Source organism: Acinetobacter sp. SH20PTE14 (assembly GCF_021391555.1).
In the GTDB taxonomy this organism is placed as follows: domain Bacteria; phylum Pseudomonadota; class Gammaproteobacteria; order Pseudomonadales; family Moraxellaceae; genus Acinetobacter; species Acinetobacter amyesii.
The window spans coordinates 1,744,826-1,757,831 of the sequence record NZ_CP090067.1; the positions used below are offsets into that span (position 1 = coordinate 1,744,826).

The 13,006-nt window shown below is 38.5% G+C and carries 13 protein-coding genes; 1 reads left to right on the forward strand and 12 read right to left on the reverse strand.

Annotation, left to right across the window (positions count from 1 at the left end; genetic code table 11):
- Positions 1-15 precede the first annotated feature (15 nt).
- The 7 genes from LXF01_RS08705 to LXF01_RS08730 form a co-directional block, all read right to left on the reverse strand.
- Complete coding sequence (locus LXF01_RS08705) at positions 16-1,479, reverse strand: zonular occludens toxin domain-containing protein (protein ID WP_233944016.1); 1,464 nt, start codon at positions 1,477-1,479, stop codon at positions 16-18.
- Positions 1,476-1,814 (reverse strand): hypothetical protein, encoded by a 339-nt coding sequence (locus LXF01_RS08710; RefSeq protein WP_233944017.1) that lies wholly within the window; start codon positions 1,812-1,814, stop codon positions 1,476-1,478. Before LXF01_RS08710 ends, LXF01_RS08705 begins: the two co-directional genes overlap by 4 nt.
- Positions 1,815-1,818: 4 nt before the next feature.
- A complete protein-coding gene (locus tag LXF01_RS08715) occupies positions 1,819-3,291 on the reverse strand; it encodes a hypothetical protein (protein ID WP_233944019.1) in 1,473 nt (490 codons plus the stop codon).
- A 120-nt stretch (positions 3,292-3,411) separates the two neighbouring features.
- Positions 3,412-3,708: a hypothetical protein gene (locus LXF01_RS08720; protein WP_233944023.1), complete on the reverse strand. Its 297-nt coding sequence runs from the start codon at positions 3,706-3,708 to the stop codon at positions 3,412-3,414.
- 370 nt (positions 3,709-4,078) lie between these two features.
- A complete protein-coding gene (locus tag LXF01_RS17545; RefSeq protein WP_267967382.1) occupies positions 4,079-4,204 on the reverse strand; it encodes a hypothetical protein in 126 nt (41 codons plus the stop codon).
- Positions 4,201-4,482: a hypothetical protein gene (locus tag LXF01_RS08725; RefSeq protein ID WP_233944009.1), complete on the reverse strand. Its 282-nt coding sequence runs from the start codon at positions 4,480-4,482 to the stop codon at positions 4,201-4,203. Before LXF01_RS08725 ends, LXF01_RS17545 begins: the two co-directional genes overlap by 4 nt.
- Before the next feature lie 14 nt (positions 4,483-4,496).
- Positions 4,497-5,720, reverse strand: a complete 1,224-nt coding sequence (locus LXF01_RS08730; RefSeq protein WP_233945448.1) for a phage/plasmid replication protein, II/X family — start codon at positions 5,718-5,720, stop codon at positions 4,497-4,499.
- Positions 5,721-5,861: 141 nt separating this feature from the next.
- On the opposite strand from LXF01_RS08730, the gene LXF01_RS08735 reads away from it, so the two are divergent.
- On the forward strand, positions 5,862-6,035 hold the full coding sequence (locus tag LXF01_RS08735) for a hypothetical protein (RefSeq protein ID WP_442781332.1): 174 nt from the start codon (positions 5,862-5,864) through the stop codon (positions 6,033-6,035).
- A 584-nt stretch (positions 6,036-6,619) separates the two neighbouring features.
- Here LXF01_RS08735 and LXF01_RS08740 read toward each other — a convergent pair.
- The 5 genes from LXF01_RS08740 to LXF01_RS08760 all read right to left on the reverse strand — a co-directional run bounded on the left by LXF01_RS08740 (position 6,620) and on the right by LXF01_RS08760 (position 12,969).
- The gene (locus LXF01_RS08740; RefSeq protein ID WP_233944025.1) at positions 6,620-7,957 is read right to left on the reverse strand and encodes an MFS transporter; all 1,338 of its coding nucleotides are present in this window, start codon (positions 7,955-7,957) and stop codon (positions 6,620-6,622) included.
- Positions 7,958-8,161: 204 nt separating this feature from the next.
- Positions 8,162-9,187, reverse strand: a complete 1,026-nt coding sequence (locus LXF01_RS08745) for an enoyl-CoA hydratase/isomerase family protein (RefSeq protein ID WP_233944027.1) — start codon at positions 9,185-9,187, stop codon at positions 8,162-8,164.
- Positions 9,188-9,210: 23 nt separating this feature from the next.
- Positions 9,211-9,984 (reverse strand): enoyl-CoA hydratase, encoded by a 774-nt coding sequence (locus LXF01_RS08750; RefSeq protein ID WP_233944029.1) that lies wholly within the window; start codon positions 9,982-9,984, stop codon positions 9,211-9,213.
- Positions 9,985-10,065: 81 nt separating this feature from the next.
- Positions 10,066-11,193, reverse strand: a complete 1,128-nt coding sequence (locus LXF01_RS08755) for an acyl-CoA dehydrogenase family protein (RefSeq protein ID WP_180035213.1) — start codon at positions 11,191-11,193, stop codon at positions 10,066-10,068.
- A 120-nt stretch (positions 11,194-11,313) separates the two neighbouring features.
- Entirely contained in the window at positions 11,314-12,969 is a 1,656-nt protein-coding gene (locus LXF01_RS08760; RefSeq protein ID WP_233944031.1) for an AMP-binding protein, read from the reverse strand.
- Between the last annotated feature and the right edge of the window lie 37 nt (positions 12,970-13,006).

Here is a 13,006-nt window from a genome sequence, read left to right on the forward strand (position 1 = left end):
TACGGGAGCTTGTAATCAGAGAGAAGTATTTTCAGGATTTATATTTCCCGAATCACTCGTAGACACTCGTTCTGTTGATTGCACACTTTGGTTTCTTTGTCCGAAATAGTCGAAAGGTCGTTCATAGGAATTATCGAGTAGCTTTTTGCAATCGCTTGCACTGAAGCCAGCAATCTTTGTTCCCTGTTGATCGACTGCAAATGTTTTCCCTTGATATGTAACACAACCACTAAAAACACGATGATTAACGACATTAGGCTGAGAAACAGGAACAAAGTCATAAGGCTTTGATGGGTCATAGCTAGGTTGTACTGGGGCATGAGCATTAGTAGAAGAAACATCAGCGGTAGCAGCATTACTAGCATCAGCTTGATAGACAGGGTTTGAGTCTTGATTAGTTGTTTGCTTCGAATTTGTTGCTGATTGTTGAACAGAATTTCCATTCGCTCCAACATCTGAGGATTTGGATTGTTTTGGTTCATCTTTTTTATTTTCCTGATTGGTTAAAGGATTACCAGTTGCAACAGCGACTAATGGTGAATTACCTGAATTAAAAAACATAAATCCGGCCAACAAGATAAAAACCACAGCTAGAACAGCACAAATTACCAATTTCTTTGGAATACGTTTTACACGTGTATTAATTGTTGTTGATTTATAAAGTTTATAAACGTGTTTAGGAAATCGCCAACGACTAAGATTTTCAGCACGTGCAAGAGATTTTATAGCATTAGGAGAATCTTGAACTACTGACCATTCAAGCATCATTGATTGTTCCCAACCAAAGATATTTACGAGATGTATGTGAAGACTTGCTAATTTGCGAATATATTTATGAACAAAAGACGGCTCTTGAGTAATAAATAAAAAGTCATACCCTTTATGACGATGAATCGTTAATTCCTTAACAATAGGATCAATACCACGAGCTTCGTCTGAAAAAATAGGAATTAATTGTGCTTCATCAATAACAAAATAAGAGCCTTGCGGTGTAGATCTCCAATCACAATCAGGAGGTAAAGGTCTACATTGAACTAATTTTAAATCAGCAATATTTGTATAAATTGTTCTTACTGGTCTAAACGCTTGAAACTTTGTTTTTTCATCTTCATTAAGTTTGTCAATAATCAAATTGAGTATTGCAATACGTTCAAAATAAAAAGGTGGATAGTTATTTACAATATCGTCAGTCTGAGGGTTACTAATGACATTAATAAAATATTCAACGTGTAAAAAATCAAAATAATCTGAATCTAAGAAAACAAGTTCAGAGGTACGCTCTAAGCCTTGCCCTTTAGTAACAAGAATAGAATCTAGATAATGTTGCAGCTTAAGGTGTTCTAACTTTTCAAAAAAAGCTTTAGCGTAAAAATAATTAAATTTTAAATTTGCAATATTATCGCGAGATAAATTAAGAAGTCTCTCAGTAGCAAGTAATGATTTACCTGAACCTGGCGTTGCAGATAATAAATGAATCATTTTTTCTTACCACCTACTAATGCAGGTTGTAAATCAGTCGTAAATGACCAGACAACCGCAGTAGTGATATAGAAAAATATTGTTGAAATAGCGACATCAAATTTAGCGACACCCATATAGGCAAGCAAATAAGAGCCGATAGGAAAACCATCTTGTGAATATGATGAAATGCTTTCTAGAGCTTTCTTTGTATCAAAAATAGCTGTGTCTAAGTATGAATACATTGCAAGTACAAGCGGAACAATGACAGCAAATGCAGTCACAAGACGCATATAATTAGTTTCTGAAAATTGGACTAATACTGTCTGTAAAACATGTAATAAAGATTTAAACATAGAATCACCACTTAATTTCTTTTTGAATTACAGCTTCATATAAAATCCAAATACCCAAACAATGACTAAGAAAAACAAGCGGATAAGCCATAAAACTAAAAATAATACAGAGCCAATTCATACTGAAAGTAAATGAACCTGATAAATAGGTGGATTCAAAAACAATAGGTATATCGGGAGGACATTGCTTAGAAAGCGTAAAGGTAGTATCAAAAGTTTTTGAAAAAATACCTTGATCATCTACATCTGGTTGTTCTGTTTCTGGTTCATCATCTGGTTCTTCTTTAGTCCAATCAAACCAGTCTTTTACTGTTTGCCAAAAGGTTTTTTCAGAAGTCTGATGATCTTCTGTCTTTTTAATGTGATCTTTATAAACTTTGTCTGATGCTGTCCAGTCGTCATACCACTTACACATGGATGAAGCCCATTCACAGAAAACGGGAAATTTAATAGAGATTGATTGAGCACCTGTTGGCTCACCTGTAACGGGATCAGTTTGGGGTTTTGATTCACCATCTACCTGACCGGCATCACTATCCCAAGATCTATCCGCAGAATTATCACCTTCAGGTGATAAAGGTTTTGAATCGTATCCAGGATCAGGAACAGAGGAAGGCTGACCATCAGGTGTTTGTGGAGCATTTCTTAATTTGTCATCCATATCATCAGCAAGTTGATCACCAATACCGCTTGGATCATGTGTATAAGCTTCAACTACACCAGTGTCCTTTCCAGTGTTGACCACATCATTATTAAAATTAGGATCGGGATCGTTATAACCTTGTCCAAGCATTGCTGCACCTAACAAGGCCGCAGTAAGAGGAACTGTTTTTATTTCAGGATCTTTAGGAACATAATTTGGATTTAATGATTTCTTTACGTTGTAATATGTAGAAGATTTTCCACCACTAGACTCACGATCAGCATAAATAATGGTTTCAGAATAAGAAGTTACTTTAAAATAAAAATAATTTGGATATGAAATAAGATATCTATTTTCCAAATTTTGAGCTACTTGGGCAACAGTTCCAAATTTGTCATTAGGGTAAAGATCAGCACTATATAAATATTGATAGTCTGAATCATCTGGTTCTTCAGGAATTTTTTTTACATACGTACCATCTTCCATTACCCATCCAATACCTTCAATAAGTTGCATAACAGCATATGCACCTACCATTTGAACACCTGGTGTTTTTGCTACATGCTTAATACGTTGAAGCATTGGGGTACCAACTTTTGTTGGAGTAGGAATATCAACAGCAATGGATCTACGGACTAAATCACGTGCTGTTTGCTGTGTAGAGGATGAAATAGGTGCATTTTCTCGAATTACACGAGCAGATTTACCATAAACTTTTTTCGCATGTGTTTCTTGATTTTTATCAATCCAAATTTGTCTTTCTATCCACCAATCATCTGAGGCAAAAGACTGAATAGAAAATATAGATATCAATATAAATAAAATATATTTCATGGCAGCAACGCTTTAAAAATAAGGTATGAAAAGAAAGACAAAGTGAGTAAAAGAATTAAATTAGACATGCGCCCCCCAAGAATAAAAAAAGGGAGAAACCTCCCTTTTCTTAACTAACTATTAGCCAGCTCGTTTAAGGCCGCCTTTAGAGTTAGTGAAGGCAATAATCACAAGGATGATACCGATAGCTAACAAGAAGACACCGCCAAGACTGACAGCAATACCCGATAATGAAGATGTAGCACCTGCCAAGAAGTCAGGGATTTCACCTTCTGCATGAGCAGGAAGCGCAACAGCAGCACCAGTAGCAACTAACGCAGTAGATGCAGCACGTGAACTGAATTTACTACGGAATTTTTGAAACCATGATTTTTCATGAGCTTGTTGTTCAATTACTTCTACGTTTTTAAAAGTCATGTCATTTCTCCTAAATTTTGACTTTTTTAAGTCCATAAGCCGACCATTTATAGGCAAGGATTACGGAATATATCGACCACTGGAGTCCTACAAATTTGAAAACTGAAGCAAGAGGTAAATATTGTTCTAAGTATTGATCTATACTGATCGACACGCAGTTAATACCTATCTGTTGAGCGTTTTCTAAAACTTGTAATGATTCGCAAATGATCAATTTGGTTTACTCGTACAGTTGTAAAAATGTTGGCAATAAACCAATTGACTTTGGAATTTTGCCCCGCACTTCTTGCACTTATAATAAGCTTGTGACATTATGTTTATTATCCTAAGTTATTGATTTATTTACATATTATACATTATACGAAATGTTCTAAAATAAGAATGTTTCGCCACACTTTGGACAATATTCCCATTCTTCTTTGTCTGCATGTTCAGCTAAATAATCAGCTCCGCATTCATTACAGACAATTTTGTCTAAATCATCTGCTTCAATCATGGCTGTTTCTTCGGCACTGGCTTAACACTGAAAATTTGCATCTGTGCACCAAACTTGGTTTGTTGCTCAACAAACTGAATTTCAACTTCCTGAGCATTATCAGCACATTCTTCTAATACAGCTTGAATCTGCTCAACTGGCATAACTCCAGCAGTTGGTGTTAAGTTATATTTTTGTGGTGAAAATACCGTAGTTGATAAATAACACTTCTCTTTACCGTCTTTATCAGTACGGTAAACAGATGGCAAAATGGTGCGTGTATTAAATTGAACTTGCATGATTTAAAACCTCTTTAGGCAACTAAATGTAAGCCACGTTTTGGGCTGTATTGTGAAACTGGAATTTGATAGTCAGATGGCTGCTGATCGCACATCTTAAGTTCAAGCAAACGAACGAATGGGATGACTTTGCCGTTTGGATTTTTATTTAAATTCTGTAGGTGTGATTTGCTAATATCGCAGTCTAAAAGTGAATTAACGCACTTATAAAATTGTGCTTCGCTATAAAGGTCTTTAGTAGCCTTTAAACCCATTTGACGAACCAATGAATAAAACTTCATTGCGTTGGTAGCTTTGGTATAACTTGGTTTACCAGTCTTGGTATAAGTAACTAACTTGGACTTAAGCAAATCCAAGATTTCTCCATCAGATGAAAAATTCATATATTTGCCCTTCATTGTGTCTAAGATCGGGTCGAAAGCTACGTGCCAGAGTCGTAGCAATAATTCTGGCTGTTCATGTTGCAAATTAATAAGCTGAAATAAATTTGACGGATAACCGTTTTTAGTTAGATAGGTTTTAGAAATACGTCCTTCCATACGGACAACAGCATTAGAAAAAGGTAAAGCATCGTGCATTGCACAAACTAAAGCTTTAGAGCGCATACAGCCCTTGTCTGCTTGCTTTTGGATTTTATTTAATTGGCTTTTTACTTCTTCAAATTTGCCATAAGCCTTTGGACGTACACTGGCACCATCATTACCCCAAGTAATGTAATTTTCATATTTAACTTGGCGTGCCTTACGATGACCAGATGCAAGATTTGCCATGTAATCCAAAACAGGTTGAACCATATTCTGATGTGGCAATCTAAAAAGATAAGTCGTGTCTAAGCAAAGAACTTCTGTTTTATCTACATCAAGAATTGGTGCTAATTTCGGGAATGCTTCAAGCAACATGCCAAGCATGTGAAATGCACCAAGTTCAATTGAGTCAAAACCATAAACATTGTGCCCTTGGAGTAGCTTAAGTGGAGATGCTTTTATCTCGACATAAGGCACAGTGTTCATCGTATTTGTATAAAACTTCACAGCCATATCAGTGAAATCTGACGGAATGGCTTCATAAGGATGGTACAAGTCCCCTGTTATGGTCTGTCCATCATCGGTCTTACTAACGTGGCGAGTTGCAGCAGGAATTCCAAAGTCGCGAATATCACCATTAAATTGATGGTGATTGTCAAAACTACGCACATGCGTAGGAATGACTGGAATCGCTAAACGAAGGAAATCGAGCATAATGTTTACATGCATGCATTTATACAATAGGCGGAATTTAACACATTGATGCATGCATACACAATACATGCATGCAAATATATATGTATCATCATCCACATATACACACTGGATATATTAGAAATGGTTCAAAGTGTCAGATTGAATGAACAAGAACAGGAACTGTTAAGAAAGAAAGCTGTTGAATTAAATAAGGTTTTAATTCAAAAAGGACAGCAACCTTTAAGAGATAGCGAACTTGTACATATTTTAATTGAAGAAGGTCTAGATTTAATCGAGGTTGGCACAAGCGGAAAAGCTTTAATACCTAAATAGTTGATTAATTATTAAACAAATTGAAATATTAATGCGAAACGTTCTCAACAACTTCGAAAGCTCCGTTATATATAGCTCATAGAGCGAATTGCAAAAAACTTTCGAGAGTCAGGCACACTATTAGACAGTAGTGTGCCTCCTCAAAAACGATCAAAAATAAATCGGATCAATGCTCAATCCGTCGGTCGAACGTCCCTCCTCCCTCCGTCAATCGCACAGACCGATTTCGTATAATGCGGATTGATGTTAAATGCACTTCTATGTCCTAGCGATCCTGACAACATTGACAAATAAAAAGCCCACTGGAGAGATTTACCAATGGGCTTTTTATTTATAGCAATGTGAAGTGCAAGTAACATAATCACGGCTACATTATACGAAATGCTTCAACTTTATTTACAAAGATGATAATTCACAGCTCTTGCACATCAACTGTATTCAAATTGCTATGTTCCTAAGCTTCGCTAAAAATAAATTTGTCCTGCCACAATCCTTAGACAAGAAAAAGCCATAACAATTGTTGTTATGGCTGTACATATGTATTTCTATATTTAAATCAGTCTACTGTTTTCCTGATTGTTGATTTAGGAAGATTTGATTTCCTCACTACTAAATACTTTAGTCTTGTGCTCTATTTGATCCGGCTTTAAAAATGATGATGCAATAATCGCAATCACTGCAAAGCCTGAAATATAGGCAATAATTAAATTTGGGCTTCCATCACCAATACTTAGCAATTTCGTCGCGATTAATGGTGCTAAACCGCCACCTAGCACGCCTGCAAATTGAACTGAGATTGAAATACCGCTATAACGTATTTCTGCTGGAAATTGGCTCGAAAATAACTGTGACTGCGGCGCATACATCAAAGGAAAAACCACACCAATACCAATCACAATGGCCGTCCAAACCAATACAGGATCCTTGGTATTTAACATCGCAAAAAATGGATAACTGTATAAAGCCAATACGAATAAACCAAATCTAAACATGTTTTTTTGCCCAACTTTATCAGACAAATGCCCAAAAATTGGCGTAATGACCATGATGACTGCAGCACCACAAATCGTTGCAAACAAAATGTCTTGTCTAGGAATATTCAGCTGTGTGGTAGTATAGGCTAAAGCAAATGTCGATGCTAAATAGAACCAAGCATTTTCAGCAGCTCGAGATAAAATAATCGTAATCAACTGCTTAGGATGATTTTTAAAAACTTGTTTTGCTGGAACTTTAATTGTTTCGGTTTGAGCTTTAACTTTTTCAAAGTCTGGTGACTCCGGCACTTTTACACGAATATACCAACCTACAGCCAGTAAAATAATGCTGGCTAAAAATGGTAGACGCCAACCCCAGCTAAATAACGCTTCTTCAGGTAACATTGAGACTAAGCCTAAAGCTACCGAAGCGAGCAATAAACCACCACCAGTACTGGCTTGCGGTAAACTTCCCCAAAAGCCTTTTTTACCCGCTGGCGCATGCTCTACCGCCATGAGGACTGCTCCGCCCCATTCTCCACCCATGGCCATGCCCTGTATAAATCTTAAAATAATTAAACAGACCGTTGCCCAATAACCAATGGTTTCAAATGTCGGTAACAACCCAATCATCACTGTGGGAATACCCATCAACATTAGTGTGACCAATAACATTGATTTACGACCGATTTTATCGCCGAAATGACCAAAAACAATGCCACCAAGTGGTCGACCAATAAAGCCTACAGCATAGGTAGCAAATGCTGCCAATACGCCAGTTAAGGGATCAAGATTTGGGAAAAAAAGTCGATTGAAAATGAGTGCTGCGGCAGCACCATAGATAAAAAAGTCATACCATTCGATGGTTGTACCCACCATGCTGGAAATACCCGCTAAACGATGCGAGGACTTAGCAGGTGGAGCTGTGTTTCCCTGTACATTTTGCATTGTAATCTTCCTTATTCTGCAAGATATTTCTATATTGCATTTTCACGATGCTTGATTTGTATGATGATTTTCTTCTTGAAAATCAATATTTTTCAGATCTTATATATGTTTAATTTACGCTGAGTCACTGGTTCATATCGAACATAAAATCAAATATGAATATTGACCAAGGGTTTGAACCGTTAAAGTTTTTTAAATCACTGATTAAATAGATATTTCCTCCATTATTTTGTCTAAAGTCGGACTAGATTGTTGCCACTTTGGCTGCTTGTCTTTATCCACAATTAATGCGCGAACACCTTCGACAATATCGCCATGTTGAAACCAAACATCTTGCAAATGTCGTTCAATTTGCATGCATTGGTTTAGTGAAAGACTTCGACCTAAATGTTGGAGTTGCAAACTGATCCTTTTCGCGATTGGAGATCGTTGTTCCAAGGTATTGCGTATTTTTAACGCCCACGCTTGAGCATCATTATGCTGTTCATTTTCAAGACTATTTTCAATGGCATCAATGCTCTCAAAACCAAAATGCTTACGAATTAAATCTGCATTCTGACTAAGTTCACTTTCCGCTGGTCGAGTAATATATTTCGCAATCAATTGTTCAATATTTTCCTTACTTAGTTGCTTAGAATTTCTTAAATCTTCTTCTAATTGAACAAGTTGCTCACTCGGAACATGGTAGTCAATCAAATCTAGATACAACGCATCGCTAGCACTGATTTGATCGCCCGTAGTTGCCATGTACACACCAATATCATCCAAACGTGATAAAAAGTGTGTCGCAGCCACATCTGGGAAAAATCCAATGGCAGTTTCAGGCATGGCAAATCTAGACTTTTCGCTGCTGACAAGCACATGACATGCTTGGGCTAAGCCAAATCCACCGCCAAGTACATAGCCATCGAGTATGACAATAATGGGTTTTTCATACGCACGAATGGTATTCAGCATTTCATACTCAGCTTGAAAATAAGCTTGATGATCATCTCTACCATTCATATAACTATCATAGAGATAGCGAATATCTCCACCTGCACAAAATGCTTTGGGACTATTTGAGCGAATAAGTATGGCATGAATATTGGTTTGATCAGCCCATAGTCCTAATTGCTGTTGAATCCCCTGAATCATATCCAAAGACAAGGCATTTAAACTTGCCACGCGATCTAAACTGATTTGGCCTAAATGTCCTTGCTCTTCAATCATTAAGTTATTTGTACTCATATCCGTATCATCCTTTTTTATTTTTAATTGTTTTTAAAATTGGCTTGGCGCTTTTCAACAAATGCTTGCATGCCTTCTTTTTGGTCTTGAGTTGCAAAAATCGAATGGAATGTTCTACGTTCAAAACGTAAACCTTCTTGCAAACTGACTTCAAATGCACGGTTAATTGACTCTTTGATCATCATGGTTGCGACTACAGATTTTTCGGCTATTTTTTCAGCAGCTTTTAAGGTCTTTTCGACCAACGCCTCTTTAGGGAAGACTTGAGCAACTAAACCACTCTGCTCTGCTTCAGCTGCGCCCATTTGTCTCGCAGTCAGACACATTTCCATTGCTTTGGCCTTACCAATAGCAAGCGTTAAGCGCTGTGTCCCACCTATCCCTGGGATTACTCCCAAAGTCACTTCTGGTAAACCGAATTTTGCATTGTCGGCACAGTAAATAAAGTCGCACATGAGTGCTAACTCACAGCCTCCACCTAACGCATAACCACTGACAGCTGCGATTAGAGGTTTACGGCGCTGAGCAATTCGATCTGCCAGATGAAAAAAATCATCCAAATAAATATTTGGAAAACTCAGTTCAGCCATTTCTTTAATATCTGCACCAGCGGCAAAGGCTTTTTCTGAACCTGTAATAACCATACAGCCAATGGAAGAATCTCTGTCTAAATCATCTAAGGCCAAATTAAGGTCTTGAATTAATGTGCTATTTAATGCATTTAAGGCCTGAGGACGATTTAAAGTAATAAGTCCAACACCATTGTTCTTTTCAAGCAGAATCGTTTCAAATTGCATGTAATATCCCTATATATGTTCAATATTCATCAGTAGGCTTCATATCTGAAGCCTTTTCATTTAAATGTCTTAATGACAACGTTATAAGCTGCGGGCAATTACTAAACGTTGGATATCACTCGTACCTTCATAGATTTGGCAAATACGTGCATCACGATATATACGCTCTATCGGGAAATCTTTGAGATAGCCATAACCACCAAAGACTTGTAATGCTGCGGAGCAAACACGCTCAGCCATTTCAGATGAAAAAAGCTTGGCCATAGACGCTTCATTTAAGCAAGGCTGTCCTGCTTCTTTTAAACGTGCCGCGTGATAGACCAATTGGCGTGCAGCTTCTATTTCTGTTGCCATACTTGCCAATCGGAACGCAACTGCCTGATGTTCAAAAATTGGTTTACCAAAAGTAATACGCTCTTTGGCATATCGGGTTGCTTCTTCTAATGCTGCTCGTGCAAGACCAACCGCTTGCGCCGCTATACCAATACGACCGCCTTCTAGATTTGATAAGGCGATTTTCAAACCTTCACCTTCTTTTCCTAACATCAGGCTTTCATGCACTCGCACGTCTGTGAGTGCAATTTGGCAGGTATCTGAGGCATGTAATCCAAGCTTTTCTTCAGTACGAATCACCTCATAACCAGGTGTTTCTCTTGGGACAATAAAAGCACTCATGCCTTTTTTCCCTGCACTTGGGTCAGTCACAGCAAAGACAATAATGACCCCTGCATTATGTCCCGAGGTAATAAACTGCTTAGCACCATTAATCACCCATTCATTGCCATCTTTTACTGCACGAGTTTTAATGGCAGCAGCATCTGAACCCGTATGTGGCTCAGTTAATGCAAATGCACCGATCATTTTGCCTTGTGCTAAAGGCACTAAATATTTCTGCTTTTGTTCTTCTGTGCCAAATTTAGCAATAGGAACACAGCCTACCGAGTTATGTACACTCATAATGGTTGAGGTTGCCCCATCGGCCGCGGCAATCTCTTCTAAAGCCATAACATAGGCAAGATTACCTGTATCTGAACCACCCCATTCATCTGATACCAGCATGCCCAATAAACCCAGTTCACCCATCTGTGCTAAAGCCGCTTTGGGAAAGGTACCGTGTTTATCCCATTCGGCCGCTTGAGGTTTAATTTGTTCCTGTGCGAAACTGCGTGCCATGTCCTGAATTAATAATTGTTCTTCGGTAAATTGCATCTTATCTTCCTGTACATCAATCAATTGCTTTCATCCAGTTTGAAAATGACTAGAACTGAATGAAAGCTTGATTTTGATCCTGATTGTTCGGCATTAATTTAGAGTTAATCGTTGCGTCTTTTAACTTGCATGCTGCGTAGATTGTTTTGCAATCTCTTGATTTCTTAATAAGAAGCGCTGAATTTTTCCGCTTGGAGTTTTCGGTAGTTCTTGAACGAACTCCACCAATCGTGGATAAGCATGTGCAGATAGGCGCTTTTTCACAAATTGCCCCAGCTGCTCCGCTAATTCTTCTGACGCTGTGACATGCTCAGCTAAAATCACAAAAGCTTTTACGATTTCTGTCCGATCTGGATCAGGCACACCAATGACCGCAGCTTCAATCACTGCATCATGCTCAAGTAAAGCGCTTTCTACATCGAATGGCCCGATACGATAACCTGATGTGGTAATCACATCATCATTACGACCAACGAAGCTCATACTGCCATCTGCGTGTAATTCTGCGGTATCACCCGTGAGGTAATAATGTTTTACAAAGGGTGACTTACGACTTTCTTTATAGCCACCAAACCACATCATCGGTGATTGACTGATATCGACAGCCAGTACTCCTGGCGTACCTGCAGCTAGCTCTTGCCCTTGTTCATCAACAACCGCCACGCGATATCCCGGACTGGCATAACCTGCGACACCTGCGCGAATATCATGTTGTAAACCATGGTGATTACACACCACCATACCAACTTCAGTCTGACCATAATGGTCAAAGATCGGTGCATCGAGGACTTGTTTAAACCAACGGAACACTTCAGGGTTAAGCGGCTCTCCAGCACTACTCACGACTCTAAATTTCCCTTTGAGTTTTGCCATTTGTTCAGGATCAGCCGCCATCATCATTCGATACGCTGTCGGTGCGCCTGCAAGGTTCGTCACCTTGTAGTCATCTACGATCTGACACAAACTATCAATGCTAAAACCACCTTCGTAAAAGAGTGTTGCATGTCCAAGTAAAAGTGGCCCAGTAATTCCGTAATACAAACCATAAGCCCAACCCGGATCGGCAATATTCCAAAACGAATCATCTTCACGTAGCCCTACCGCATTTTTCATATATTGACCAAAAGCGATCAAAGCTTTAAGCGGGACTTCTAAGGGCTTTGCAGGACCTGTAGTACCTGAAGTAAACATCAAAAGAAATGGATCATTGATGCTCTGTAGGACAATTTCACAATCTGTAGACTGTGCGTTTACTTCATCCCAAAAGTTTAAATCTCCCTGTTGAATCCCTTGACCCGCTAGATCTGCAACAGTAACGATTTGGGGACAATGTGCAACTTCATCTAATTTACTGCGATTACCAACATCGCTAATCACCAATTTGCTTTGTGCAAGGTGTAAACGATGTTCAATGGCTTTGGGGCCAAAGGCGGTAAATAGCGGTTGATATACAGCACCTATTCGCCAAGCCCCTAAAATCACCACAAGTAATTCAACTGTACGGGGTAATAAACCCGATACACGATCACCCTTTTGCACACCCTGTGACTTTAAAAAATTGGCAAATTGGCCCGACCACTGTTGCAGCTCTACAAAGGTATACTGTTCTTTCCGCCCATCTTTGCCTTGCCAATACAGTGCGACCTTATTTTGATCAATCGCATGACGGTCGCAGCATTCATAGCATGCATTTAATTGCTCTAAAGAGCCTGATAACATTTCTTTGGCAGCATGATTTAAGTCAAATGCCTTTGCAACATCTTGATAATTCGACATCTTCTCTACCTCAGTCTCAATTTATTGTTATTCCGAC

What these genes read in the sequence shown, in the direction of transcription:
- LXF01_RS08705 (WP_233944016.1), bottom strand. Translation starts at nt 1,479, where the DNA reads ATGATTCATTTATTATCTGCAACGCCAGGTTCAGGTAAATCATTACTT.
- LXF01_RS08710 (WP_233944017.1), bottom strand. Translation starts at nt 1,814, where the DNA reads ATGTTTAAATCTTTATTACATGTTTTACAGACAGTATTAGTCCAATTT.
- LXF01_RS08715 (WP_233944019.1), bottom strand. Translation starts at nt 3,291, where the DNA reads ATGAAATATATTTTATTTATATTGATATCTATATTTTCTATTCAGTCT.
- LXF01_RS08720 (WP_233944023.1), bottom strand. Translation starts at nt 3,708, where the DNA reads ATGACTTTTAAAAACGTAGAAGTAATTGAACAACAAGCTCATGAAAAA.
- LXF01_RS17545 (WP_267967382.1), bottom strand. Translation starts at nt 4,204, where the DNA reads ATGATTGAAGCAGATGATTTAGACAAAATTGTCTGTAATGAATGCGGA.
- LXF01_RS08725 (WP_233944009.1), bottom strand. Translation starts at nt 4,482, where the DNA reads ATGCAAGTTCAATTTAATACACGCACCATTTTGCCATCTGTTTACCGT.
- LXF01_RS08730 (WP_233945448.1), bottom strand. Translation starts at nt 5,720, where the DNA reads ATGCTCGATTTCCTTCGTTTAGCGATTCCAGTCATTCCTACGCATGTG.
- LXF01_RS08740 (WP_233944025.1), bottom strand. Translation starts at nt 7,957, where the DNA reads ATGCAAAATGTACAGGGAAACACAGCTCCACCTGCTAAGTCCTCGCAT.
- LXF01_RS08745 (WP_233944027.1), bottom strand. Translation starts at nt 9,187, where the DNA reads ATGAGTACAAATAACTTAATGATTGAAGAGCAAGGACATTTAGGCCAA.
- LXF01_RS08750 (WP_233944029.1), bottom strand. Translation starts at nt 9,984, where the DNA reads ATGCAATTTGAAACGATTCTGCTTGAAAAGAACAATGGTGTTGGACTT.
- LXF01_RS08755 (WP_180035213.1), bottom strand. Translation starts at nt 11,193, where the DNA reads ATGCAATTTACCGAAGAACAATTATTAATTCAGGACATGGCACGCAGT.
- LXF01_RS08760 (WP_233944031.1), bottom strand. Translation starts at nt 12,969, where the DNA reads ATGTCGAATTATCAAGATGTTGCAAAGGCATTTGACTTAAATCATGCT.